The sequence below is a fragment of the Pseudomonas corrugata genome, assembly GCF_001269905.1.
Lineage (GTDB): Bacteria > Pseudomonadota > Gammaproteobacteria > Pseudomonadales > Pseudomonadaceae > Aquipseudomonas > Aquipseudomonas corrugata.
In genome coordinates this window covers 134,536-156,974 of record NZ_LHVK01000014.1, presented here as the reverse complement: position 1 = coordinate 156,974, position 22,439 = coordinate 134,536, and the positions used below count along the sequence as shown (strand labels likewise).

The window sequence follows — 22,439 nt, the reverse complement described above, 5'->3', positions numbered from 1 at the left end:
GCCTGACACATCGCCATCACGAGCAGGCTCCCACAAAGGGGTTTCAGTGTTGAACTCTTTGGGTTGGGCCGACCGGCTCCTTGTCCTATGCTGCATGCAACACTTTCAGTTTCCGGTTGATTTTATGGGTCGCGTTTTTCCAGGAATGCTATCGCTGCTACTGGCACTGCCCGCAGCAGCCCAGATCTACAAATACACCGACGCCAATGGCAACACGGCCTATAGCAACCAACCACCCCAAGGCGTTCCGACCCAGACGGTGGAGTTGCCTCCGCTCAACAGCATCGAACATCAGCCGCCAACCGGCCCGGACACGCCGCCAGTTCCGGCCAGTAGAGAATCGCCGCGCAAGGCCTACGAAACACTCGAGCTGACGGACATCCCCACCGAGCAAGCCCTGCGCGCCAACAACGGCACTTTCACCGTCGGCGTCCGGGCGCAACCACGCCTGCAAAGTCCTCATCAGTTCCGACTGTTGCTGGATGACCAACCCTACGGCCTGCCCTCCAACGTGCCGCGTCTGCAACTGGTGAACATCGATCGGGGCGAGCACCGGTTGGCGGTCCAGGTCATCGATGGGGAAAACCTTGTGCAGCAGAGCGAAACCGTCACTTTTACCGTGCAGCGGGTGCACCAGCCATGATTCGCTTGGCGCTGGCCCTGTACCTGTCCCTGACTGCCTTGCCAGGGATGGCGCAGGTCTATACCTATGTCGACGCTCAGGGTAATCGTGTCTTCACCGATCAACCGCGTCCCGGCAATGCGAAGAAAGTCCAACTGCCACCCGGCAACCGGATGCCCGCGCAGCCTCCTGCTGCAACCTCGGCGTCAACCGAAGTCCAGTCAGAACCCTTGTTTCATTACGAGATGCTCCGGTTGCTGATCCCGGAGCCCGACGCCACGATACGCAGCACAGCGGGGGAACTGATCGTCACCGCCACCAGTGAACCAGGGCTGAAAAAGGGCCATCACTACCGCCTGCTGCTCGACGGCCGGCCCACTGGGGAACCAGGACCAAGCCCAGTGTTTGCCTTGAGTAACATTGATCGAGGGACTCACCAGCTGGCGGTGGAAATCCTCGATGAGCAAGACCGCATCGTCGAACGCACCGCCAACCAACCCTTCCACATGCAACGCACGTCGCTGGCGCAGAAACGCCGCATCAAGCCTTGCACCACCGCCGATTATGGTCAGCGCCCCGAATGCCCCCTCGCCGATAAGCCGGAAGAAGAGAGCAGCATCCTGCCGTTCTTCTAACACCCTCCATGTCAGCGCACTATATTGGTGCGAATCGTTGCGCCACTACCCAGGCTTCAACCCATTTTGGTTCGAAAGTACCCGGAAAAACTGGCAGAACGCCACGCAATCGGGCGAAAAATACCCTTTTCAGGCTCTAAACGCTTCTTTTCGGAGCCTTGGTTTGGTTTTTGCATTTTCCTTCCATCAGCGCGTTTATCGCGCGCGCAATTTAGGACCGGCCCTGAATTGCCACGCTTCAAAAGAGGTCCCGATGACCATTAGCGATGCCCTACACCGCTTGCTACTCGATAACCTCACCACCGCGACCATTCTGCTCGACGCTGAACTGCGCCTCGAGTACATGAACCCGGCGGCGGAGATGCTCCTGGCTGTCAGCGGCCAGCGCAGCCATGGCCAGTTCATCAGCGAGCTGTTCACCGAATCCGCCGAGGCGCTCAACTCGTTGCGCCAGGCCGTGGAGCAGGCTCACCCGTTCACCAAGCGTGAAGCGATGCTCACCGCCCTGACCGGTCAGACGCTGACGGTCGACTATGCGGTAACGCCGATCCTGAGTAACGGTGCCACCCTGTTGCTGCTGGAAGTCCACCCCCGTGATCGCTTGCTGCGCATCACCAAGGAAGAGGCACAGTTGTCCAAGCAGGAAACCAGCAAGATGCTGGTGCGTGGCTTGGCTCATGAAATCAAGAACCCCCTCGGTGGCATTCGTGGCGCTGCGCAATTGCTCGCCCGGGAACTGCCTGAAGAAAGCCTCAAGGACTACACCAACGTCATCATCGAGGAAGCCGACCGCCTGCGAAATCTTGTGGACCGCATGCTCGGCTCCAACAAGCTGCCGTCCCTGGCCCTGTGCAATGTCCACGAAGTGCTGGAGCGCGTCGGCAGCCTCGTGGAAGCCGAAAGCCAGGGTTGCATCACATTGGTGCGCGACTACGACCCAAGCATTCCCGATGTCTTGATCGATCGTGAACAGATGATCCAGGCCGTGTTGAATATCGTGCGCAACGCGATGCAGGCCATCGGCAGCCAGAACGAGCTGCGCCTTGGCCGCATCAGCTTGCGCACCCGCGCCCTGCGCCAGTTCACCATCGGTCATGTGCGCCATCGCCTGGTGACCAAGATCGAAATCATCGACAACGGCCCGGGCATCCCCATGGAGTTGCAGGAAACCATCTTCTTTCCCATGGTCAGCGGCCGTCCGGACGGTACCGGGCTGGGCCTGGCCATTACCCAGAACATCATCAGTCAGCATCAGGGCCTGATCGAGTGTGAGAGCCACCCGGGCCACACCACCTTCTCGATCTTCCTGCCACTGGAACAAGGAGCCACATCGACATGAGCCGTAGTGAAACCGTGTGGATCGTCGATGACGACCGTTCTATCCGCTGGGTCCTGGAAAAAGCCTTGCAACAGGAAGGCATGACCACCCAGAGCTTTGACAGCGCCGATGGCGTGATGAGTCGCCTGGCCCGTCAGCAACCGGACGTCATCATCTCCGACATTCGCATGCCCGGCGCCAGCGGCCTGGACTTGCTGGCGCGAATTCGCGAGGAGCATCCACGGCTGCCGGTGATCATCATGACCGCCCACTCCGACCTGGACAGCGCCGTAGCGTCCTACCAGGGCGGAGCCTTCGAATACCTGCCCAAGCCGTTCGATGTCGATGAAGCAGTGTCGCTGGTCAAGCGCGCCAACCAGCACGCCCAGGAACAGCAAGGCCTGGAAGAAGTGCCGGCCCTGGCCCGCACACCGGAAATCATCGGCGAAGCGCCGGCGATGCAGGAAGTGTTTCGCGCGATCGGACGCCTGAGCCACTCCAACATCACCGTGCTGATCAATGGCGAATCCGGTACCGGTAAAGAACTGGTGGCCCATGCCCTGCACCGCCACAGTCCACGGGCGGCATCGCCGTTCATCGCGCTGAACATGGCTGCGATTCCCAAGGACCTGATGGAGTCCGAGCTGTTCGGTCACGAAAAAGGCGCATTCACCGGCGCGGCCAACCTGCGACGCGGGCGCTTCGAACAGGCCGACGGCGGCACGTTGTTCCTCGACGAGATCGGCGACATGCCGGCCGACACCCAGACCCGTCTGTTGCGCGTGCTGGCGGACGGCGAGTTCTATCGGGTAGGCGGCCATACACCGGTCAAGGTCGATGTACGCATCATCGCCGCGACCCACCAGAACCTGGAAACCCTGGTTCACGCCGGCAAATTCCGTGAAGACCTGTTCCATCGCCTGAACGTGATCCGCATTCATATCCCGCGCCTGGCGGATCGTCGCGAGGACATCCCGACCCTGGCCAGGCATTTCCTCAGCCGCGCCGCCCAGGAGCTGGCGGTAGAGCCCAAGCTGCTCAAGAGCGAGACCGAGGAATACCTCAAGAACCTGCCGTGGCCCGGCAACGTGCGCCAGCTGGAGAACACCTGTCGCTGGATCACCGTCATGGCCTCGGGACGTGAGGTGCATATCGGCGACCTGCCACCGGAACTGCTGAGCCTGCCACAGGACTCGGCCCCGGTGACCAACTGGGAACAGGCCCTGCGCCAGTGGGCCGATCAGGCCTTGGCCCGAGGCCAGTCGAGCCTGCTGGACAGTGCCGTGCCGAGTTTCGAACGAATCATGATCGAAACCGCCCTCAAGCACACCGCCGGCCGCCGCCGCGACGCCGCCGTATTGCTGGGCTGGGGTCGCAATACCTTGACCCGCAAGATCAAGGAATTGGGGATGAAGGTCGATGGCGGGGATGATGATGAAAGCGAAGAGGGCTGAGCCTCCGTCGGCTTTTCGCTGAATCTGAAGGCCAATCGCGAGCAGGCTCGCTCCCACATCGGGTTGTCGGTGTGCGCGCGTGTCGTGGCGCCGCTCCCCCTGTGTGCGAGCCTGCTCGCGATGCTTTTGAAAGCTTCGTGCACCACACCAATGCACCACGAACCGCAACTGCGCGCTTCATACGAGCCCTGACTGATCGAGTCACCTCGGGGAAACCTGCCTCAACAAAAGCCAAAGCCCCGGAATACGGGGCTTTGCGCAACATCGTAAGGTTTTCTGTGACAAGCCATTTAAAACTGGCACGCCCCCTGCAATAACCCAATCACTACCCAGTTTCGGGGACCTTGGTACAGGCAGGCCGGGGATTCCCCATTTTATTCGGGCTCATCGAGCTCATCGTTTTGGGGGCCTTGATACAGGCAGGTCAAGGTTTCCCTTCTTTACACCAGGGCTGGATCTTTGCGATCGCCCTCCCGTTTTGGGGACCTTGGTACAGGCAGGCCGGGGATTCCCCTCTTTTATTGCTCCTGGAGACGGACCTCGAGCCGCCAGCGATCATCCACCTCGCTGCCGGTCCACTCGCCCCGCAACGGACGCGCCGCCACCAGCGTCAGCAACAAGCCCTTGTCACTCAAGCGCACGCGCCAGTTCACGTCCTTGCCATTGAGCTTCAGTTGCCCCTTCTGTGCCGGACCTTCGGCTTCGAACAACAGCGCCACGGAGCCATCGATGATTTCTCCGTGCAGCTTGGGTTCGTCATTGAACCAGGCCACCAGCACCCCATCGCTCACCTCGATCTGTTGCAACACGCTCGGTTCGGGATTGGTCAGGCGGCCGATCATCAGTCCAATCATCAACCCGAAGATTGCCAGGGAGCCCATGACCCGCGGGAATAGCTTCGAACGCTCATCGGTTTGCAGCGTAGAATGCGCGTCATCTTTGTTATCGGAGCCGTGCATGTTTCACGTCATCCTTTTTCAACCGGAAATTCCGCCGAACACCGGCAATGTCATCAGGCTCTGCGCCAACAGCGGCTGCCATCTGCATTTGATCGAACCGCTGGGCTTCGAGATGGACGACAAGCGCCTGCGTCGCGCGGGCCTCGACTACCATGAGTATGCCACCTTGCAGCGTCATGCAGACCTCGCCAGTTGTCTGGAAAGCCTCGGCCACCCGCGCCTGTTCGCTTTCACCACAAAGGGTTCGCGGCCCTTCCATGATGCCAGTTTCGTTGCCGGCGATGCGTTCCTGTTCGGGCCTGAAAGCCGAGGCCTGCCGGCCGACGTGCTGGACGCGCTACCGGCAGAGCAGCGCTTGCGCCTGCCGATGCGTGAAGGCTGCCGCAGCCTGAACCTGTCCAACACGGTGGCGGTGGCTGTTTACGAGGCGTGGCGGCAGAACGGTTTCGCCTGAACCCATAACGCCAGAAACTCCTGTGGGAGCAGAGCCTGTGGGAGCAGAGCTTGCTCGCGATGGAGTCGACACGGTTCAACTTTAAACCGCGTCATCGTTCATCGCGAGCAAGCTCGACTCCCACAGGCTCGGCTCCCACAGGGCTCGCTCCCACAGGTTTTGTAGCCGGCTGTCGGACGCTTATTGAACCGTCGCGCTGCCTTCTTCCTGCATGCGTTGCAGCTCCTGGGCGTACAGCGCATCGAAATTCACCGGGGCCAGCATCAGGGCCGGGAACGAGCCGCGAGTCACCAGGCTGTCCAGCGCTTCACGGGCGTACGGGAACAGGATGTTCGGGCAGAACGCGCCCAGTGTATGGCTCATCGAAGCGGCATCGAGGTTCTTGATCAGGAAGATCCCGGCCTGCTGGACTTCAGCGATGAACGCCACTTCGTCACCGTTCTTCACGGTGACCGACAGGGTCAGCACCACTTCGTGGAAGTCTTCTTCCAGGGCTTTCTGGCGGGTGTTGAGGTCCAGGCCTACGCTCGGCTCCCACTGCTGGCGAAAGATCGCCGGGCTTTTCGGGGCTTCGAACGACAGGTCTCGCACATAAATGCGCTGCAAGGAGAATTGCGGTGCGGCTTCTTCTTCGCTGGCAGCTGTGTTCTGTTGGTCAGTCATCGCAGATCCTTCTCACTTTCAGGTTCTTCAGGGGATTCAGGCCTTGAGCATCGCGTCGAGCTTGCCGGCGCGCTCCAGGGCAAACAGGTCGTCGCAACCGCCCACGTGGGTGTTGCCGATCCAGATCTGAGGCACGGATGTACGTCCGGCCTTCTGGGTCATCTCGGCGCGCAGTTGCGGCTTGCCATCGACCTTGATCTCTTCGAAAGCCACGCCCTTGTTCTGGAGCAGAAACTTGGCTCTGGAACAATAGGGGCAGTAATCGCTGGAATAGACAACGACGTGGGTCATCTCACTTCACCAGGGGCAGGTTGTCGGCTTTCCAGGTCGCCACGCCACCGGACAGCTTGGCGGCAGTGAAACCGGACTTCATCAGTTCGCGGGCGTGGGTACCGGCCGTCTGGCCCATGGCATCGACCAGGATAATGGTCTTGGCCTTGTGCTTTTCCAGTTCGCCGATACGTGCGGCCAATTTGTCCTGGGGGATGTTCAACGCGCCGACAATGTGACCGGCGGCGAATTCCTTGCCGGGACGAATGTCCACCACCACGCCGGCGTCCTTGTTGACCAGCGCGGTCAGTTCGGCGGTGCTCAGGCTGCGACCGCCGCCCTGCATCGTGTGGACGAGCAGCAATGCCAGCAGTACGACGAAGATACCGACGAGAATGTAGTGGTTAGTGGCAAATTCAATCAGGTGAGCAACCATCGAAGGAGGTTCCAGGGCGTTAAAATGTCGGCCAGTATACACAGCACTCAAGGTCGGCCAAACCCCGCCCGGCGGTGACGGCACCGGAACTTACCTTTAAACTGCCCGTCCCTTTTCCATCGTCTTCCTTTAACCAGCCACGAGTGGATTCCATGACTACCACGCCTAAACCTTTGGTCCTGATGATTCTCGACGGCTTCGGTCACAGTGACAGCCACGAATCCAACGCTGTGTATTCGGCCAACAAGCCTGTACTGGACCGCCTGTGGGCCACCGTGCCGAACGGCCTGATCTCCGGCAGCGGCATGGACGTCGGCCTGCCGGACGGGCAGATGGGCAACTCCGAAGTCGGCCACATGAACCTCGGCGCCGGCCGCGTGGTTTACCAGGACTTCACCCGCGTCACCAAAGCGATCCGCGACGGCGAGTTCTTCGAGAACCCGACCATCTGCGCCGCCGTGGATAAAGCCGTGGCTGCCGGCAAGGCCGTGCATTTCATGGGTCTGCTGTCCGACGGCGGCGTGCACAGCCACCAGGACCACCTGATTGCCATGGCCGAACTGGCCTTCAAACGCGGCGCCGAGAAAATCTACCTGCACGCCTTCCTCGATGGCCGCGACACCCCGCCGAAGAGTGCCGCCTCTTCCATCGAGCTGCTGGACACCACATTCCAGGCGCTGGGCAAGGGCCGCATCGCCAGCATCGTCGGCCGTTACTACGCCATGGATCGCGACAACCGTTGGGACCGCGTAGCCCAGGCCTACAATCTGATCGTCGATGGCAACGCCGAATTCAGCGCCGCCACCGCCCAGGAAGGCCTGCAAGCCGCCTACGAGCGCGGCGAAAGCGACGAATTCGTCAAGGCCACCACCATCGGCGAGCCGGTCAAAGTCGAGGATGGCGACGCCGTGGTGTTCATGAACTTCCGCGCCGACCGCGCCCGCGAACTGACCCGGGTCTTCGTCGAAGACGATTTCAAGGAGTTCGAACGCCCTCGCCAGCCAAAGCTGGCCGGTTTCGTAATGCTGACCCAGTACGCCGCCAGCATCCCGGCACCTTCGGCTTTCGCCGCCGGCAGCCTGGAAAACGTGCTGGGCGATTACCTGGCGAAGAATGGCAAGACTCAGTTGCGCATCGCCGAAACAGAAAAATATGCCCACGTGACGTTCTTTTTCTCCGGCGGCCGCGAAGAACCGTTCCCGGGCGAAGAACGCATCCTGATCCCATCGCCGAAAGTCGCCACCTACGACCTGCAACCGGAGATGAGCGCCCCGGAAGTCACAGACCGGATCGTCGACGCCATTGAAAACCAGCGTTACGACGTCATCGTGGTCAACTATGCCAACGGCGACATGGTCGGTCACAGCGGTGTATTCGAGGCAGCGGTCAAGGCCGTGGAGTGCCTGGACACCTGCGTTGGCCGCATCGTCGAGGCGCTGGAAAAGGTCGGAGGCGAAGCGCTGATCACAGCCGACCATGGCAATGTCGAGCAGATGTCCGACGAATCCACCGGCCAGGCCCACACTGCCCATACCACCGAGCCGGTGCCATTTATCTACGTTGGCAAGCGCGACTTCAAGGTCCGCGACGGCGGTGTGCTGGCCGACGTGGCGCCGACCATGCTGATGCTGCTGGGCATGGAAAAGCCTGCGGAAATGACCGGGACTTCGATTCTGGTCTGATCAACCCCCCCATGTGGGAGCAAAGCTTGCTCGCGATAGCGATCGAACGGTCAGCACTTTTGTTGAATGTGCTGACATCATCGCGAGTAAGCTTTGCTCCCACAGAGGTTTGGCGGTGATTTGGCGCCTGACACCAGCCCAGTTGTCACACAGCCCCAAATGGGCGTTTTTTTTGCGGCGTGGGGCGGGCATACTAGGCCGTCCCTTTCCCTGGTATCGCCCGCCTCTATGCTTCGCGTCCTGATAGCCCTCGCTCTGACCTGCCTGCTCCAACCGGCCTTCGCTGACGAGCGCGCGCAAACCCAACAGCAGTTGGAAGCCACGCGCCAGGACATTGCCGAGCTGAAGAAGCTGCTGGGCAAGCTGCAGGAAGAGAAAGCCGGCGTGCAGAAAGACTTGCGCGGCACCGAGACCGAGATGGGCAACCTGGAGAAACAGGTCGACGCCCTGCAAAAAGAGCTGAAGAAAAGCGAATCCGAGCTGCAGCGGCTCGATGGAGAGAAAAAAAAACTCCAGAGCGCGCGCGCTGAACAGCAGCATCTGATCGCCATCCAGGCCCGCGCGGCCTATCAGAGCGGCCGTCAGGAGTATCTCAAGCTGTTGCTCAACCAGCAGAACCCCGAGAAGTTCGCCCGCACCCTCACCTACTATGACTATCTGAGCCAGGCACGCCTGGAACAACTCAAGAAATTCAACGAAACCCTGCGGCAGCTGGCCAACGTCGAAAAAGACATCGAACTGCAGCAAGCCCAGTTGCTGGTGCAGAAAAGCAGCCTCGATACCCAGCGCGAAGAACTCGAGAAAGTGCGCAAGGAACGCGCAGAAGCCCTGGCCAAGCTCAATGATGATATGAAGGCGCGGGACAGCAAGCTCAAGGCTCGCGAGCAGGACCAGGCCGAATTGGCGAAAGTCTTGAAAACCATCGAGGAAACCCTGGCCCGCCAGGCGCGAGAGGCAGAGGAAGCGCGGCAGAAAGCGCTGATCGCCCAGCAGGAAGCCGAAAAAAAGCGTTTGCGTGAAGCCCAGGCCGATGCGGACTCGGACGATGCGCCCCGCAAAACGACAAAATCCAGCCCCGGCGCGCTGGTTTCCAGCGATGGCGAAACTTTCGGCGGCGCCTTTGCTTCCGCCCGGGGCAAACTTCCATGGCCAGTCAATGGTCGATTGCTTGCGCGCTTTGGTGAAACCCGCGGCGACGACACCCGTACCAAGTGGGACGGCGTGATGATCAGCGCATCCGCCGGCAGCCAGGTGCACGCCGTTCATGGCGGGCGCGTGGTGTTCGCCGACTGGCTGCGTGGCGCCGGCCTGCTGGTGATCCTCGATCACGGCAACGGTTACCTGAGTCTGTATGGCCACAACCAGACGCTGCTCAAGTCGGCGGGGGATGTGGTCAAGGCCGGTGAGTCCATCTCCACGGTCGGCAACAGTGGCGGGCAGGATACGCCTGCACTGTATTTCGCTATTCGTCAGCAGGGTCGCCCCAGTGACCCGGCCCAATGGTGTCGTGCGCAAGGATAAGCGCGCCCATCCAATTAAGGAGTTCGTTCGACATGCTGCATTTGTCCCGCCTTACCTCGCTGGCCCTGACGATCGCCCTCGTGATCGGTGCGCCCCTGGCTTTCGCCGCCGGACCGGCCCCGTCGGCGCCTGCCGCCGCCGCGACCACGAAGGCCCCGTTGCCGCTGGATGAACTGCGCACCTTTGCCGAAGTCATGGACCGGATCAAAGCCGCCTACGTCGAACCGGTGGATGACAAGATGCTGCTGGAGAACGCCATCAAGGGCATGCTCAGCAACCTCGACCCGCACTCGGCCTACCTGGGACCGGAAGACTTTGCCGAATTGCAGGAAAGCACCAGCGGCGAGTTCGGCGGCCTGGGCATCGAAGTCGGCAGCGAAGACGGCTTTATCAAGGTGGTCTCGCCGATCGACGACACGCCGGCCTCCAAGGCCGGAATCCAGGCCGGTGACTTCATCGTCAAGATCAACGGCCAGCCGACACGCGGCCAGAGCATGACCGAAGCCGTGGACAAGATGCGCGGCAAGATCGGCCAGAAGATCACCCTGACCCTGGTGCGCGATGGCGGCACGCCGTTCGACGTGACCCTCACGCGGGCGGTCATCCAGGTCAAGAGCGTGAAGAGCCAACTGCTGGAGTCGGGCTACGGCTACATCCGCATCACCCAGTTCCAGGTCAAGACCGGCGAAGAAGTTGCCAAGGCCCTGGCCAAGCTGCGCAAGGACAATGGCAAGAAACTCAACGGTCTGGTCCTGGACCTGCGCAACAACCCTGGCGGCGTGCTGCAGTCGGCGGTGGAAGTGGTCGATCACTTCATCACCAAGGGCCTTATCGTCTACACCAAGGGGCGTATCGCCAACTCCGAGCTGCGCTTCTCGGCCACCGGCAACGACCTGAGCGAAGCTGTGCCACTGGTGGTGTTGATCAACGGTGGCAGCGCCTCGGCCTCGGAAATCGTCGCCGGTGCCCTGCAGGACCAGAAGCGCGGCGTCGTCATGGGCACCACCAGTTTCGGCAAAGGCTCGGTGCAGACCGTGCTGCCACTGAACAATGATCGCGCCCTGAAGATAACTACCGCGCTGTACTTCACGCCCAACGGCCGCTCCATCCAGGCCCAGGGCATCGTCCCGGACATCGAGGTGCGCAAGGCCAAGATCACCAGCGAGCAGGACAGCGAATACTTCAAGGAAGCCGACCTGCAAGGTCACCTGGGCAATGGCAACGGCGGCGCCGACAAGCCGAGCGGTTCTGGCGCCAAGGCCAAGCCGATGCCGCAGGATGACGATTACCAGTTGGCCCAGGCCCTGAGCCTGCTCAAAGGACTGAACATCACCTCCGGCCGCTGAGATGGACCGGCGTTTCATCCTCGGTCTGTTGTGCTGCCTGGCGAGCGCTGCTTTTGCGGCGCCCGACACGCCTGCGCCTTCACCGCACAAGGCTTACCTGAGCCTGATCATCGACGACCTGGGACAGAATCTGCCCCGGGATCGCCGGGTGCTCGCACTCCCCGGTCCGGTCGCCACCGCGATCATGCCCGACACGCCCCACGCCGCCGAATTCGCTCGCGAGGCTCACCGCGCTGGCAAAATCGTCATGCTGCACATGCCCATGGATCCGGCGACCGGACCGTTCGCCTGGCATCCCGAACTACCGATTGAGGAGCTGGGAAAGCGTCTCGACGCCGCGTTCGCCGCCGTGCCCTATACCAGCGGGGTCAACAACCACATGGGCAGCCGCATGACCGCCCAGCCCCAGGCCATGGCATGGCTGATGGCGGACTTGCAACAGCGGCACAAGTTCTTCGTTGACAGCCGCACCAGCGCCCAGACCGTCGCAGCCGCCGAAGCCCAGAAGATTGGCCTCGCCAGTGTGTCGCGGGATGTATTCCTCGACGACGAGCGCACCGAAGCCGCCATCGGCCACCAGCTCCAGAGCGCCATCGACCTGGCCCGCCGCCAGGGCTCGGCCGTGATGATCGGTCATCCCTACCCGCAAACGCTGGCGGTACTCGAACGCGAACTGCCCAGGCTAAAGGCCCAGGGTATCGAATGGGTCGACATCCAGTCGATGATCAGCCTGCGCAGCAATCGGGCGATGGCGGGGCATGGGAAAAATGGGGTTTATCGATAACCGCGTCGCTGCTATCGCGAGCAGGCTCGCACACATTGATTCGCGACTGAGCTTCATCCTGTGGGGGCTTGCTCGCGAAGCGCCTGACCGACCGGTAAATTTCTTCAAAGATACCGCGCCATGATTGCGTCCACCGCACCTTCCCTGCGCAGTTCATCCAGGGCTTTTTGAAGCCGTGCGACCACATCGTCGGGCACGTCCCTGTTCAGCGCCAGGTACAACTCGGCACTGTTGAATCGCAACACGGTCTTGAGATCGCTCACACCCTCCTGACGAGCCAGGTAGCGGCCGGCCGGGTCGCCAGTGGCCCACAGATCGATTTGACCGTTGACCAGTTTCCTGGCGTTGTCCTGATCGCGCAGCACGACAATTGGATTCAGCCCTTGCTTGCCCAGTGTTTCGGCAATCGCATCACCCTTGTAGGCGCCGATCCTGTATTGGCGCGCCTGCTCCAACGAGTCGAGGACAATCTTGCTGTCCGCCCTGGCAAGCATGATCCAGTCGTCCGGACCAATAGGACCAACCCATTTGAACAGCGCTTCACGCTCCGGCAGCCGCGCCATGACAAACACACCGTAGCCGGGATTTTCCAGGGCGAGTTTGTAGATGCGTTCCCAGGGAAAACGCAGTGTCAGGTTGTAGGTGATATCGGCGCGCTTGAAGATCTCGCGGACGATGTCCACGGCAATGCCATGGATGTTCTCGTCCTGGGCGAAGTTCTTGCCGTTCTTGGCCATGTTGTACGGAGGGAAGTTTTCCGTCAGCAGCACCAGTGATGTCTCGGCAGCGCGGGCGGACCCTGCGAGCAGCAACGTGGCGCCAGCAAAGGCAAGAACGAGGCGTTTGAGCATGTCGGGCTACCGCAATCCATGGTGTGCCCAAGAGTGCCTTGGGCTCGCCATGGTGTCCAGCAATCAACGAACGCAGATACCGCGCTGTGCCATGTAGGCCTTGGCTTCCGGCACGGTGTATTCGCCAAAATGGAAGATGCTCGCCGCCAGCACTGCACTGGCGTGGCCTTCGAGAATGCCATCGGCCAGGTGTTGCAGGTTGCCGACACCGCCGGAGGCAATCACCGGGATCCCCAGTGCATCGCTGATGGCGCGGGTGACGCCCAGGTCGAAACCGTTCTTCATGCCATCCTGATCCATGCTGGTCAGCAGGATCTCACCGGCGCCCAGGCCCTCCATCTTCTTCGCCCACTCGACGGCGTCGAGGCCGGTTGGCTTGCGGCCGCCGTGGGTGAAGATTTCCCAGCGCGGGGGTTCGCCCGGGCCGGACACCTTCTTCGCATCGATCGCCACGACAATGCACTGCGAGCCGAAACGCTCGGCGGCCTCGCCGACGAACTCAGGATTGAAGACGGCGGCGGTGTTGATCGACACCTTGTCCGCACCGGCGTTGAGCAGGTTGCGGATGTCCTGCACGGTGCGCACGCCACCGCCCACGGTCAGCGGAATGAATACCTGGCTGGCCATGCGCTCGACGGTATGCAACGTGGTATCGCGACCATCGACGCTGGCCGTGATGTCCAGGAAGGTGATTTCGTCCGCGCCCTGCTCGTCGTAGCGACGGGCGATTTCCACCGGGTCGCCGGCGTCACGGATGTTCTCGAACTTGACGCCCTTGACCACCCGGCCGTTATCCACGTCCAGGCAAGGGATGATGCGTTTGGCCAGCGCCATGATGAGTCCTCAGCCTGTGTAGGCATCGCAGAAGGCCTGGGCCTCGGCGACGTCCAGGGTACCTTCATAAATCGCGCGACCGGTGATCGCACCGATGATGCCCGGCGCCTTGGCGTCGAGCAGCGTCTTGATATCGCCCAGGTTGTGGATACCGCCGGAGGCGATGACCGGAATCTTCGTAGCGGTGGCCAGGGCGGCGGTGAACGGGACATTGCAGCCTTGCATCATGCCGTCTTTGGCGATGTCGGTGTAGACGATGGCAGACACGCCGTCAGCCTCGAAGCGCTTGGCCAGGTCGATCACCTGCACGGTGCTGACTTCGGCCCAGCCGTCAGTGGCGACGAAACCGTCCTTGGCGTCCAGGCCAACGATGACCTTGCCCGGGAAGGCGCGGCAGGCTTCGGCAACGAACTCAGGCTCCTTGACCGCCTTGGTGCCGATGATCACATAGCTGACGCCGGCCTTGACGTAGTGCTCGATGGTTTCCAGCGAACGGATACCACCACCAATCTGGATCGGCAGGTTCGGGTAGCGCCTGGCGATGGCGGTGACCACCTCACCGTTCACCGGCTGCCCTTCGAAGGCGCCGTTCAGGTCGACCAGATGCAGGCGACGGCAACCACCTTCCACCCACTTGGCGGCCATGCTCACCGGATCATCGGAAAATACCGTGGAGTCTTCCATCCGGCCCTGACGCAGACGTACGCAAGCGCCGTCCTTGAGATCGATAGCGGGGATAATCAGCATCTGGCAAACCTTCAAATACGAATGTTCAGCTTGGCTCGGGAATCAGTTTTTCTCGAGCGCCCACAGGTCGCTTTCGATGCTTTCGAACCTTTCCTTAAGGTGCGCCTGCACGTCGAAAATCGCCCTGTTGTAATAGTGCGGAGCAATTTCGCGGGTAAACAGGTCAAGAATTTCCGCCGCCTCGAACGACCCCAGGTCCAGTTCGAAACGATCCTCCATGAACCGCTGAATCTTGCGGTTCGCCTCACTTTCCTGTTCCGGGGTGAGGGTGAGGATTGGCGGTTTCTTGCGTGCCATTACCAGCGGCCGTCCCACGCGGCGAAATTCTGCAACAGCTGCAGGCCATGGGTGTGGCTCTTCTCCGGGTGGAACTGCACGGCAAATCGTGACCCATCGGCCAGGGCCGCTGCGAAATCGACGCCATAGTGACCACTGCCCACCACCTGCCGTGCATTGCCGGCGGCGATGTAGTAACTGTGTACGAAGTAGAAGCGCGCCAGGTCCGGAATGTTGTGCCACAGCGGGTGATCCACCACCTGCTTCACTTCGTTCCAACCCATGTGCGGGACTTTCAGGTGTTCGGCGTCTTCATGCAGGTCCCTGCCAAAGAACTTCACCTGACCCGGGAACATGCCGATGCAATCGACACCGGCGTTCTCTTCGCTGCGCTCGAGCAAAGCCTGCATGCCCACGCAGATGCCAAGGAACGGACGGTCCTGGCTGACTTCCTGGACCAGCGAATCGAAGCCCAGGCGACGGATCTCGGCCATGCAATCGCGAATCGCACCGACACCGGGGAATACCACTCGGTCGGCTTCGCGAATCACGTCGGCATCGCTGGTGATCAGCACCTTGCCGGCCCCCACATGCTCGAGGGCCTTGGCCACCGAGTGCAGGTTGCCCATACCGTAGTCGATGACTGCAACCGTCTGCATTACAGGACGCCCTTGGTGGAGGGCATCTGCCCGGCCATGCGGTCATCGAGTTCGACGGCCATGCGCAGGGCACGGCCGAAAGCCTTGAACACGGTTTCGATCTGGTGATGGGTGTTGTGCCCGCGCAGGTTGTCGATGTGCAGGGTCACATTGGCGTGATTGACGAAGCCCTGGAAGAATTCCTGGAACAGATCGACGTCGAAGCCGCCGACGGTAGCGCGGGTGTATGGCACATGCATCTGCAAGCCAGGACGACCGGAGAAGTCGATGACCACCCGCGACAGTGCTTCATCGAGCGGCACATAGGCGTGGCCGTAGCGACGGATGCCCTTCTTGTCGCCGATGGCCTGGGTGAAGGCCTGCCCCAGGGTGATACCGACGTCTTCCACTGTGTGGTGGTCGTCGATATGCAGGTCGCCCTTGCTGACGATGTCCAGGTCGATCAGCCCGTGACGGGCGATCTGGTCCAGCATGTGCTCAAGAAAAGGCACGCCGATATCAAACCGGGCCTTTCCGGTGCCATCCAGGTTGATCGAGGCTTTGATCTGGGTTTCCAGAGTGTCGCGCTCGACAGACGCCTTACGTTCGGCCATCACCAGCTCCGCAAAATCATTGGGCGAAAAAGGCAGCCATTATAGGGGCGCGAGCGACAAACAGAAACACGGGAGACGATATCACTGACGGGCTGAATCCCGCGCAGCCGGCGATAGACATGTCCATACAAGTGAGGGATGCAGTTTTTGGCCATCAACCAGAAACAATTGTGGGAGCGAGCCTGCTCGCGATAGCGCTGGATCAGTCAACAATGACTCGACTGACACGCCTCATCGCGAGCAGGCTCGCTCCCACAGGGTTCACCCGGAACCAATGGCTCCGGGATCACCTCGATATTGCTTAGTGGAACAACACCGCCGTCTTCTGCAGGGTCACCCACACGCCCCACGCCAGCGGAATGCCCACCACCAGCCAGGCAGCGACCGCCAGGGGCTTGGTGCCCGGTGCGGCCTTCCATTCCAGCGAAGTGGTGCTATCGGCGCCTTTGTCATGGCCCAGCGCCTGTTCGGCGGCCAGTTCGGCGTCGGTCATGAAGTATTTGTCGGCGACCGGGCGAACCATCAGGTTGCAGAGGAAGCCCAGCACCAGCAGGCCGGCGAGGATGTACAGGGTGATGTCATAGGCCGCGGCGCGTTCAACGCCGATGCTCAACTGATATTCACGCAGGTAGTTCACCAGTACCGGACCCAGCACGCCGGCGGCAGCCCAGGCGGTCAACAGACGACCGTGGATCGCGCCGACCATTTGCGTACCGAACAAGTCCGCCAGGTAGGCCGGAACAGTGGCGAAACCGCCGCCGTACATCGACAGGATGATGCAGAACGCCGCCACGAACAGGGCGATGCTGCCCAGGTGACCGAGGTTCGGGATCAGCGAGTACAGCGCAACCCCCAAGGCAAAGAACACAAAGTAGGTGTTCTTGCGACCCAGGTAATCCGAGAAGGATGCCCAGAAAAACCGCCCACCGATGTTGAACAGGCTCAGCAGGCCAGTGAAGCCGGCCGCAATGGCCGCGATCTGGCCCAGTTGGGTAGCGTCCAGTTGGCCGAAAGGCAGGTCGTTGCCGAGCAGCTTGCCGCCGAACACTTCCTGCAACAGCGGCGAGGCCATACCGATAATGCCGATGCCAGCGGACACATTCAGACACAGTACCAGCCACACCAAAACGAACTGCGGTGTTTTCCAGGCTACGTTCACGTGAACGTGGCGATGGGTGATCATCGAGTTAGCGGTTTTCTTCGGCGCAGGAGTCCAGCCCTCAGGCTTCCAACCGGTCGGAGGTACGCGGTACGACAACGCACCACCGATCATGAACACGAAATAGATCGCGGCCATGACCAGGAAGCTCTGCCAGACGCCTACGCTGGTCGGCGAGGCGAAATGGCTCATCAGCGCCGCGGCCAGCGGAGCACCGACCATCGCCCCGCCACCAAAGCCCATGATCGCCATGCCGGTCGCCATGCCGCGCTTATCCGGGAACCATTTGATGAGGGTGGAAACCGGGGAGATATAGCCCAGACCCAGGCCGATGCCGCCGATCACGCCCGACCCGAGCCACATCAACCAGATCTGGTGGGTATAGATACCCAGCGCGGAAATCACCAGACCACCGCACCAGCACAAGGCCGACACGACACCAGCCTTGCGTGGCCCGGCGTGTTCCAGCCAGCCACCCCAAATGGCTGCCGAGCAACCGAGGAAGATGAAGAACAGAGTGTAGATCCAGCCGAGCATCGAGATCGGCCAGTCGCACTGGGACGAAAAGACTTGCGAGATGAAGCTCATGTCCGGTGCACAAGCCACCGGCTTGGTAATACCCAAGGCCTTGGACAGAGGCAACCAGAATACCGAGAAGCCGTAGGCCATGCCGATGCAGAGGTGAATGGCCAGGGCGGCCGGTGGAACCAGCCACCGGTTGAAACCTGATTTGGCGATGATACGCTCCTTGGAGAGGAACGCAGGCTGGTCGGCAACGCCGCCCGCCGTGATACTCGTGCTCATTGTGTATCCCCCAATTGTTAGAATGGTTCGCCAGCCACGCATCACCCTCAGCCTTATTTGCACGCAGGCGCGGCTGTATTTTCTGGTGAAGCTCCCTGTTGGTGTGACATCAAGTCGCAGAAGGACGGGCGAACGGGTAAAGGTTACCATTTGCTCGTGACAGAAAAACCAAAGTGATATCACCTTTTTCACGTCATCTGTCTTATCGCGCCCCTGGTTGCATTCTGTAGGGCAAAAGTCATTTATTTTTCAGGAACTTCCATGCCCATTGTTGTTGAGCACCTGATTGAAGCTACCGGCCAGGATCGGCAGGACCTGCATAAAATCTACCTGGACGCCCCGCCCTGGCTGCTCGAGCCGTTCAGCGATGCCACTCAGCTGGTCCAGGATTACTTGCACGATAGCTCATTCATTGCGGCTCGCTTCAATGATCGACTGCTCGGCGCCGCACGCCTGCAACGGCACCGGAACGTCTGGCATTTGTCTCAGATGTGCGTACGAAGCGTGACCCGTCGCCGTGGCGTAGCGGAGCGATTGGTCAGCGAAGCACAGCGGATGGCTCGGCGAGAGGGCGCCGAACTGCGGCTGCTGGCCCCTGCCGGACACTTGATGGCCCAGGCCCTGGCAGCCAAATTGAAGTTGGCGCTGGACGAAAGTTGAGCGCCACGAAAACGATCACCCCAACGCACCAGCAATCCACAGCGTTATACTCGCAGGCTAAATTCTGAACTCAACCTACAAGGACTCGCCCATGAAAGCGTTCGGCAAAATCCTGGGTCTGGTACTTCTCGGGCTGTTGCTGATCATTGTGGCCTTGGGCTTTGCCCTGACCCACCTCTTCGATCCCAACGACTATAAGGAAGAGATCCGCCAGATAGCCCGCGACAAGGCCCACATTGAGTTGACCCTCAATGGAGACATCGGCTGGAGTCTGTTCCCATGGTTGGGCCTGGAACTGCACGAAGCCAGCGTTGCGACGCTGGCCAACCCGACACAACCTTTCGCTGACCTGCAGATGCTCGGTCTTTCGGTGCGGGTCATGCCGCTGCTGCGCCGGGAAGTTCAGATGAGCGACGTTCGGGTCGAAGGCCTGAACCTGCGCCTCAACCGTGACAAGAACGGTCACGGTAACTGGGAAGACATCGGCAAGGCCCCTGCGTCCCCAACAACTGCGGGCGCTCCGGCACCGGCCGATCAACCTGCTCCGCCCGCCAGCACCCCGGCGGAAAAACCGGCCCAGCCAACCCGCCTGGACATCGACAGCCTGACCGTGAACAACGCCCGGATCGAATACACCGACGAGCAGACCGGCAAGCAGTTCAGCGCCGAAAGCATCCAACTGAGCACCGGCCCGGTCCACGACTCCACCAACATCCCGGTCACACTGACCGCCTTCCTGTCCAGCAACCAGCCGGCCGTGCGCGTACGGACCGAGGTCACTGGCGAACTGCGCTTCGAGCGGGCCGTGCAACGCTACAAGTTCGAAGACCTGAAACTGTCCGGCGAGGTCACCGGAGACCCTCTACAGGGCAAGATCCTGAATTTCAACGCCCAGGGTCAGCTATCCCTGGACAGGGCCGCGAACGTTGCCGAATGGACCGGCATCAAGCTGTCCCTGAACCAGTTGCGCGCTCTGGGCGAACTGAAGGTCAACGACCTCGACAAAACGCCACAGTTGAGTGGCGGCATATCAATCGCCCAGTTCGACCTGGCGAACTTCGTCGACAGCATCGGCCAGAAACTGCCAGCCATGGGCGAAGGCAGCCTGACCAAGGTCGAACTGGCCAGCCGCATCGCCGGCACCCCCACCAGCGTCGAACTCAACAACATCAATCTGAAGCTCGACGACAGCAGCTTCAGCGGTCGTATCGCCGTGGAAGACTTCGCCAAGCAGTCACTGCGCGCGCAACTCAAGGCCGACATGTTCAATGTTGATCGCTATCTGCCGCCAAAGTCTGCAGAGACCAACAGCGCCAAGGCCGCCCGCGAGGAGGAAGTCAGCAACACCGAGGCCAGTGCCATGGCTGGCGCCGGCACCACACCGTTGCCGAACGCTCCGACTCAGGGCGCCTGGAGCAACGACCGGCTCTTTCCGGTGGAACGCCTGAGCAAACTGGACCTTGATGCCGACCTGACTTTCGGCCAACTGATCCTCGACAAACTGCCGATCCAGGACGCGGCCCTCAAGGCCACCGGCCAGGGCGGCCTGCTGACCCTGCAGAACCTGCGGGGCGATCTGTTCAACGGCAACTTCGAAGCCAAAGGCACGCTGGATGTTCGCCAGACCACGCCACAGTTGAGCCTGCAAACCCGGATCAACCGGGTGCCGGTCGAGAAAATCATCGAGAGCCAGGGCAAGAATCCGCCGGTCAAAGGACTGGTGACACTCAACAGCGCCGTGACCGCCAGCGGCAACAGCCAGAAAGCCTTGATCGAAAGCCTCAACGGCAACGCCGGATTCGTCATCAACGATGGTGTCCTGCTCAACGCCAACCTAGAACAGCAGCTGTGCAAGGGCATCGCCCTGCTGAACCGCAAGAGCCTCAGCGGCGAACCTCGGGGCAAGGACACGCCGTTCCGGCAACTCGACGGCAACCTGACCTTCCACAATGGCGTAGCCAGCAACCCGGACCTGAAAGTCCGCATCCCCGGCATGACCGTCAACGGCAACGGCGACATCGACCTGCGCGTGCTTGGCATGGATTACCGCGTCGGCGTCATCGTTGAAGGCGACAAGAGCGACATGCCCGATCCTGCCTGCCAGGTCAACGAACGCTACGTCGATGTCGAATGGCCGCTGCGCTGTCGTGGCCCGCTGGAACTTGGCGCCAAGGCATGCCGCCTGGACAAGGATGGACTGGGCAAGGTCGCGGCAAAACTGGCTGGCGACCGTCTCAGCGACAAGATCGACGAGAAGCTGGGCGACAAGGTCAGCCCCGAGTTGAAAGACGCGCTCAAGGGATTGTTCAAGCGATGAGAGCCGAGCAGTTTTCCAGCGCCGTCCTGGACTGGTTCGACCGCCACGGGCGTCACGACTTGCCTTGGCAACAAGACATCACTCCGTACCGGGTGTGGGTCTCCGAGATCATGTTGCAGCAGACCCAGGTCAGCACCGTGCTCAACTACTTCGACCGGTTCATGGCCTCGCTGCCCACCGTCCAGGCCCTGGCCGCCGCACCGGAAGACGAAGTACTGCACCTGTGGACCGGTCTGGGCTATTACACCCGTGCGCGCAACCTGCAAAAGAGCGCGAAGATCGTCGTCGACCAGTACGGCGGCGAATTCCCCCGGGACGTGGAAAAACTCACCGAACTGCCGGGGATCGGCCTGTCTACCGCCGGCGCCATCGCCAGCATCAGCATGGGCCTGCGGGCGCCAATCCTCGATGGCAACGTCAAGCGGGTGCTGGCCCGCTTCACGGCCCAGGAAGGCTACCCCGGCGAACCCAGGGTTGCCAAACAGCTGTGGGCCACCGCCGAGCGCTTCACCCCCCAGGACCGGGTCAACGCCTACACCCAGGCGATGATGGACCTGGGAGCCACGCTCTGCACCCGCAGCAAGCCCAGCTGCCTGCTGTGCCCCCTGAAGTCAGGTTGCGAAGCCCACATGCTGGGCCTGGAAACCCGCTACCCGATCCCCAAGCCACGCAAGGAAGTCCCCAGGAAACGCACGCTGATGCCAATGCTGGCCAACCGTGAAGGCGCCATCCTGCTTTACCGTCGCCCTTCCACCGGCCTGTGGGGCGGATTGTGGAGCCTGCCGGAACTCGACGACCTCGACGACCTGCAACACCTGGCCCTGCAGCACGCCCTGGAGCTGGGCAAGCACCAGGAAATGCCCGGCCTGGTACACACCTTCAGTCACTTCCAGTTGGCAATCGAACCCTGGCTGGTCCAGGTTCGGGAAAGCGGCCATCACGTGGCCGAGGCCGACTGGCTCTGGTATAACCTCGCCACCCCGCCGCGCCTGGGCCTCGCCGCCCCGGTCAAGACCTTGCTCGAGCGCGCGGCCGCCGTATTGAACGCAGGAGAGCCGTCATGACCCGCACCATCATGTGCCGTAAGTACAAAGAAGAACTGCCCGCCCTGGAACGAGCCCCCTTCCCGGGCTCCATAGGCCAGGATATCTACGACAACGTCTCGGCCAAGGCCTGGGGCGACTGGCAGAAACACCAGACCCTGCTGATCAACGAAAAACGCCTGAACATGATGAACGCCGACGACCGCAAATACCTCCAGGGCGAGATGGCGAAGTTCTTTTCCGGCGAAGAATACGCCAAGGCCGAAGGCTACGTGCCGCCGTCCGAATAAGCTGTCCGGACCGGGGGCGAATCGTAAGCGACGGTAATAATTAAATATTTTTTGAAAACTTG

At 61.2% G+C, this 22,439-nt stretch carries 24 protein-coding genes; 13 read left to right on the top strand and 11 right to left on the bottom strand.

Annotation, left to right across the window (positions count from 1 at the left end; all coding sequences use genetic code 11):
* Positions 1-124: 124 nt before the first annotated feature.
* From AD665_RS19030 to ntrC, 4 genes are all read left to right on the top strand, one after another.
* Positions 125-643, top strand: coding sequence for a DUF4124 domain-containing protein (locus AD665_RS19030; protein ID WP_024778070.1), 519 nt, complete (start codon positions 125-127; stop codon positions 641-643).
* The gene (locus AD665_RS19025) at positions 640-1,257 is read left to right on the top strand and encodes a DUF4124 domain-containing protein (RefSeq protein WP_053193169.1); all 618 of its coding nucleotides are present in this window, start codon (positions 640-642) and stop codon (positions 1,255-1,257) included. Before AD665_RS19030 ends, AD665_RS19025 begins: the two co-directional genes overlap by 4 nt.
* A gap of 253 nt (positions 1,258-1,510) precedes the next feature.
* Complete coding sequence (gene glnL, locus AD665_RS19020) at positions 1,511-2,596, top strand: nitrogen regulation protein NR(II) (RefSeq protein WP_053193166.1); 1,086 nt, start codon at positions 1,511-1,513, stop codon at positions 2,594-2,596.
* Positions 2,593-4,029 carry a nitrogen regulation protein NR(I) gene (ntrC, locus tag AD665_RS19015; RefSeq protein WP_024778067.1) on the top strand — a complete coding sequence of 479 codons (1,437 nt, stop codon included), beginning with the start codon at positions 2,593-2,595 and terminating at the stop codon, positions 4,027-4,029. Before glnL ends, ntrC begins: the two co-directional genes overlap by 4 nt.
* A gap of 518 nt (positions 4,030-4,547) precedes the next feature.
* Here ntrC and AD665_RS19010 read toward each other — a convergent pair.
* Positions 4,548-4,988, bottom strand: coding sequence for a hypothetical protein (locus AD665_RS19010; protein ID WP_024778066.1), 441 nt, complete (start codon positions 4,986-4,988; stop codon positions 4,548-4,550).
* On the opposite strand from AD665_RS19010, the gene trmL reads away from it, so the two are divergent.
* Positions 4,987-5,442: a tRNA (uridine(34)/cytosine(34)/5-carboxymethylaminomethyluridine(34)-2'-O)-methyltransferase TrmL gene (gene trmL, locus AD665_RS19005; RefSeq protein ID WP_024778065.1), complete on the top strand. Its 456-nt coding sequence runs from the start codon at positions 4,987-4,989 to the stop codon at positions 5,440-5,442. The two genes, AD665_RS19010 and trmL, sit on opposite strands and share 2 nt — an antisense overlap.
* Positions 5,443-5,622: 180 nt before the next feature.
* On the opposite strand, the gene secB is transcribed toward trmL, so the two are convergent.
* The 3 genes from secB to AD665_RS18990 are packed head-to-tail and all read right to left on the bottom strand — an operon-like array spanning position 5,623 to position 6,811.
* Positions 5,623-6,105 carry a protein-export chaperone SecB gene (gene secB / locus AD665_RS19000; protein ID WP_024778064.1) on the bottom strand — a complete coding sequence of 161 codons (483 nt, stop codon included), beginning with the start codon at positions 6,103-6,105 and terminating at the stop codon, positions 5,623-5,625.
* Positions 6,106-6,141: 36 nt separating this feature from the next.
* Complete coding sequence (grxC, locus tag AD665_RS18995; protein WP_024778063.1) at positions 6,142-6,396, bottom strand: glutaredoxin 3; 255 nt, start codon at positions 6,394-6,396, stop codon at positions 6,142-6,144.
* A gap of 1 nt (position 6,397) precedes the next feature.
* Positions 6,398-6,811 carry a rhodanese-like domain-containing protein gene (locus AD665_RS18990; RefSeq protein WP_024778062.1) on the bottom strand — a complete coding sequence of 138 codons (414 nt, stop codon included), beginning with the start codon at positions 6,809-6,811 and terminating at the stop codon, positions 6,398-6,400.
* 152 nt (positions 6,812-6,963) lie between these two features.
* Here AD665_RS18990 and gpmI point away from each other — a divergent pair, with 152 nt between their 5' ends.
* The 4 genes from gpmI (at position 6,964) to AD665_RS18970 (ending at position 12,144) form a co-directional block, all read left to right on the top strand.
* Positions 6,964-8,493 carry a 2,3-bisphosphoglycerate-independent phosphoglycerate mutase gene (gpmI, locus tag AD665_RS18985; RefSeq protein ID WP_024778061.1) on the top strand — a complete coding sequence of 510 codons (1,530 nt, stop codon included), beginning with the start codon at positions 6,964-6,966 and terminating at the stop codon, positions 8,491-8,493.
* Between the two features lie 228 nt (positions 8,494-8,721).
* Positions 8,722-10,014, top strand: coding sequence for a murein hydrolase activator EnvC family protein (locus tag AD665_RS18980; RefSeq protein ID WP_024778060.1), 1,293 nt, complete (start codon positions 8,722-8,724; stop codon positions 10,012-10,014).
* Positions 10,015-10,046: 32 nt separating this feature from the next.
* The gene (locus AD665_RS18975; RefSeq protein ID WP_024778059.1) at positions 10,047-11,360 is read left to right on the top strand and encodes a S41 family peptidase; all 1,314 of its coding nucleotides are present in this window, start codon (positions 10,047-10,049) and stop codon (positions 11,358-11,360) included.
* 1 nt (position 11,361) lies between these two features.
* Positions 11,362-12,144, top strand: a complete 783-nt coding sequence (locus AD665_RS18970) for a divergent polysaccharide deacetylase family protein (RefSeq protein ID WP_024778058.1) — start codon at positions 11,362-11,364, stop codon at positions 12,142-12,144.
* A gap of 104 nt (positions 12,145-12,248) precedes the next feature.
* Here AD665_RS18970 and AD665_RS18965 read toward each other — a convergent pair whose 3' ends face one another.
* From AD665_RS18965 to AD665_RS18935, 7 genes are all read right to left on the bottom strand, one after another.
* Entirely contained in the window at positions 12,249-12,995 is a 747-nt protein-coding gene (locus AD665_RS18965; protein ID WP_024778057.1) for a substrate-binding periplasmic protein, read from the bottom strand.
* A gap of 63 nt (positions 12,996-13,058) precedes the next feature.
* A complete protein-coding gene (gene hisF, locus AD665_RS18960) occupies positions 13,059-13,829 on the bottom strand; it encodes an imidazole glycerol phosphate synthase subunit HisF (RefSeq protein ID WP_024778056.1) in 771 nt (256 codons plus the stop codon).
* 9 nt (positions 13,830-13,838) lie between these two features.
* Positions 13,839-14,576 carry a 1-(5-phosphoribosyl)-5-[(5-phosphoribosylamino)methylideneamino]imidazole-4-carboxamide isomerase gene (gene hisA / locus AD665_RS18955; protein WP_024778055.1) on the bottom strand — a complete coding sequence of 246 codons (738 nt, stop codon included), beginning with the start codon at positions 14,574-14,576 and terminating at the stop codon, positions 13,839-13,841.
* Between the two features lie 42 nt (positions 14,577-14,618).
* Positions 14,619-14,873, bottom strand: coding sequence for a DUF2164 domain-containing protein (locus tag AD665_RS18950; RefSeq protein WP_033034336.1), 255 nt, complete (start codon positions 14,871-14,873; stop codon positions 14,619-14,621).
* The gene (gene hisH, locus AD665_RS18945) at positions 14,873-15,511 is read right to left on the bottom strand and encodes an imidazole glycerol phosphate synthase subunit HisH (protein ID WP_024778053.1); all 639 of its coding nucleotides are present in this window, start codon (positions 15,509-15,511) and stop codon (positions 14,873-14,875) included. The genes AD665_RS18950 and hisH overlap by 1 nt, the downstream gene beginning before the upstream one ends.
* Positions 15,511-16,104 (bottom strand): imidazoleglycerol-phosphate dehydratase HisB, encoded by a 594-nt coding sequence (hisB, locus tag AD665_RS18940; RefSeq protein WP_024778052.1) that lies wholly within the window; start codon positions 16,102-16,104, stop codon positions 15,511-15,513. Before hisB ends, hisH begins: the two co-directional genes overlap by 1 nt.
* 301 nt (positions 16,105-16,405) lie before the next feature.
* Complete coding sequence (locus AD665_RS18935) at positions 16,406-18,067, bottom strand: OFA family MFS transporter (RefSeq protein WP_024778051.1); 1,662 nt, start codon at positions 18,065-18,067, stop codon at positions 16,406-16,408.
* A gap of 261 nt (positions 18,068-18,328) precedes the next feature.
* Here AD665_RS18935 and panM point away from each other — a divergent pair, with 261 nt between their 5' ends.
* The 4 genes from panM (at position 18,329) to AD665_RS18915 (ending at position 22,377) form a co-directional block, all read left to right on the top strand.
* A complete protein-coding gene (gene panM / locus AD665_RS18930; protein ID WP_024778050.1) occupies positions 18,329-18,727 on the top strand; it encodes an aspartate 1-decarboxylase autocleavage activator PanM in 399 nt (132 codons plus the stop codon).
* 91 nt (positions 18,728-18,818) lie between these two features.
* Complete coding sequence (locus AD665_RS18925) at positions 18,819-21,044, top strand: AsmA family protein (RefSeq protein ID WP_024778049.1); 2,226 nt, start codon at positions 18,819-18,821, stop codon at positions 21,042-21,044.
* Positions 21,041-22,108, top strand: coding sequence for an A/G-specific adenine glycosylase (gene mutY / locus AD665_RS18920; protein WP_024778048.1), 1,068 nt, complete (start codon positions 21,041-21,043; stop codon positions 22,106-22,108). Before AD665_RS18925 ends, mutY begins: the two co-directional genes overlap by 4 nt.
* Positions 22,105-22,377 carry an oxidative damage protection protein gene (locus tag AD665_RS18915; protein WP_024778047.1) on the top strand — a complete coding sequence of 91 codons (273 nt, stop codon included), beginning with the start codon at positions 22,105-22,107 and terminating at the stop codon, positions 22,375-22,377. The genes mutY and AD665_RS18915 overlap by 4 nt, the downstream gene beginning before the upstream one ends.
* Positions 22,378-22,439 lie beyond the last annotated feature (62 nt).

Coding starts and splice junctions, on each gene's coding strand:
- AD665_RS19030 (WP_024778070.1), top strand. CDS start 125: ATGGGTCGCGTTTTTCCAGGAATGCTATCGCTGCTACTGGCACTGCCC.
- AD665_RS19025 (WP_053193169.1), top strand. CDS start 640: ATGATTCGCTTGGCGCTGGCCCTGTACCTGTCCCTGACTGCCTTGCCA.
- glnL (WP_053193166.1), top strand. CDS start 1,511: ATGACCATTAGCGATGCCCTACACCGCTTGCTACTCGATAACCTCACC.
- ntrC (WP_024778067.1), top strand. CDS start 2,593: ATGAGCCGTAGTGAAACCGTGTGGATCGTCGATGACGACCGTTCTATC.
- trmL (WP_024778065.1), top strand. CDS start 4,987: ATGTTTCACGTCATCCTTTTTCAACCGGAAATTCCGCCGAACACCGGC.
- AD665_RS19010 (WP_024778066.1), bottom strand. CDS start 4,988: ATGCACGGCTCCGATAACAAAGATGACGCGCATTCTACGCTGCAAACC.
- secB (WP_024778064.1), bottom strand. CDS start 6,105: ATGACTGACCAACAGAACACAGCTGCCAGCGAAGAAGAAGCCGCACCG.
- grxC (WP_024778063.1), bottom strand. CDS start 6,396: ATGACCCACGTCGTTGTCTATTCCAGCGATTACTGCCCCTATTGTTCC.
- AD665_RS18990 (WP_024778062.1), bottom strand. CDS start 6,811: ATGGTTGCTCACCTGATTGAATTTGCCACTAACCACTACATTCTCGTC.
- gpmI (WP_024778061.1), top strand. CDS start 6,964: ATGACTACCACGCCTAAACCTTTGGTCCTGATGATTCTCGACGGCTTC.
- AD665_RS18980 (WP_024778060.1), top strand. CDS start 8,722: ATGCTTCGCGTCCTGATAGCCCTCGCTCTGACCTGCCTGCTCCAACCG.
- AD665_RS18975 (WP_024778059.1), top strand. CDS start 10,047: ATGCTGCATTTGTCCCGCCTTACCTCGCTGGCCCTGACGATCGCCCTC.
- AD665_RS18970 (WP_024778058.1), top strand. CDS start 11,362: ATGGACCGGCGTTTCATCCTCGGTCTGTTGTGCTGCCTGGCGAGCGCT.
- AD665_RS18965 (WP_024778057.1), bottom strand. CDS start 12,995: ATGCTCAAACGCCTCGTTCTTGCCTTTGCTGGCGCCACGTTGCTGCTC.
- hisF (WP_024778056.1), bottom strand. CDS start 13,829: ATGGCGCTGGCCAAACGCATCATCCCTTGCCTGGACGTGGATAACGGC.
- hisA (WP_024778055.1), bottom strand. CDS start 14,576: ATGCTGATTATCCCCGCTATCGATCTCAAGGACGGCGCTTGCGTACGT.
- AD665_RS18950 (WP_033034336.1), bottom strand. CDS start 14,873: ATGGCACGCAAGAAACCGCCAATCCTCACCCTCACCCCGGAACAGGAA.
- hisH (WP_024778053.1), bottom strand. CDS start 15,511: ATGCAGACGGTTGCAGTCATCGACTACGGTATGGGCAACCTGCACTCG.
- hisB (WP_024778052.1), bottom strand. CDS start 16,104: ATGGCCGAACGTAAGGCGTCTGTCGAGCGCGACACTCTGGAAACCCAG.
- AD665_RS18935 (WP_024778051.1), bottom strand. CDS start 18,067: ATGAGCACGAGTATCACGGCGGGCGGCGTTGCCGACCAGCCTGCGTTC.
- panM (WP_024778050.1), top strand. CDS start 18,329: ATGCCCATTGTTGTTGAGCACCTGATTGAAGCTACCGGCCAGGATCGG.
- AD665_RS18925 (WP_024778049.1), top strand. CDS start 18,819: ATGAAAGCGTTCGGCAAAATCCTGGGTCTGGTACTTCTCGGGCTGTTG.
- mutY (WP_024778048.1), top strand. CDS start 21,041: ATGAGAGCCGAGCAGTTTTCCAGCGCCGTCCTGGACTGGTTCGACCGC.
- AD665_RS18915 (WP_024778047.1), top strand. CDS start 22,105: ATGACCCGCACCATCATGTGCCGTAAGTACAAAGAAGAACTGCCCGCC.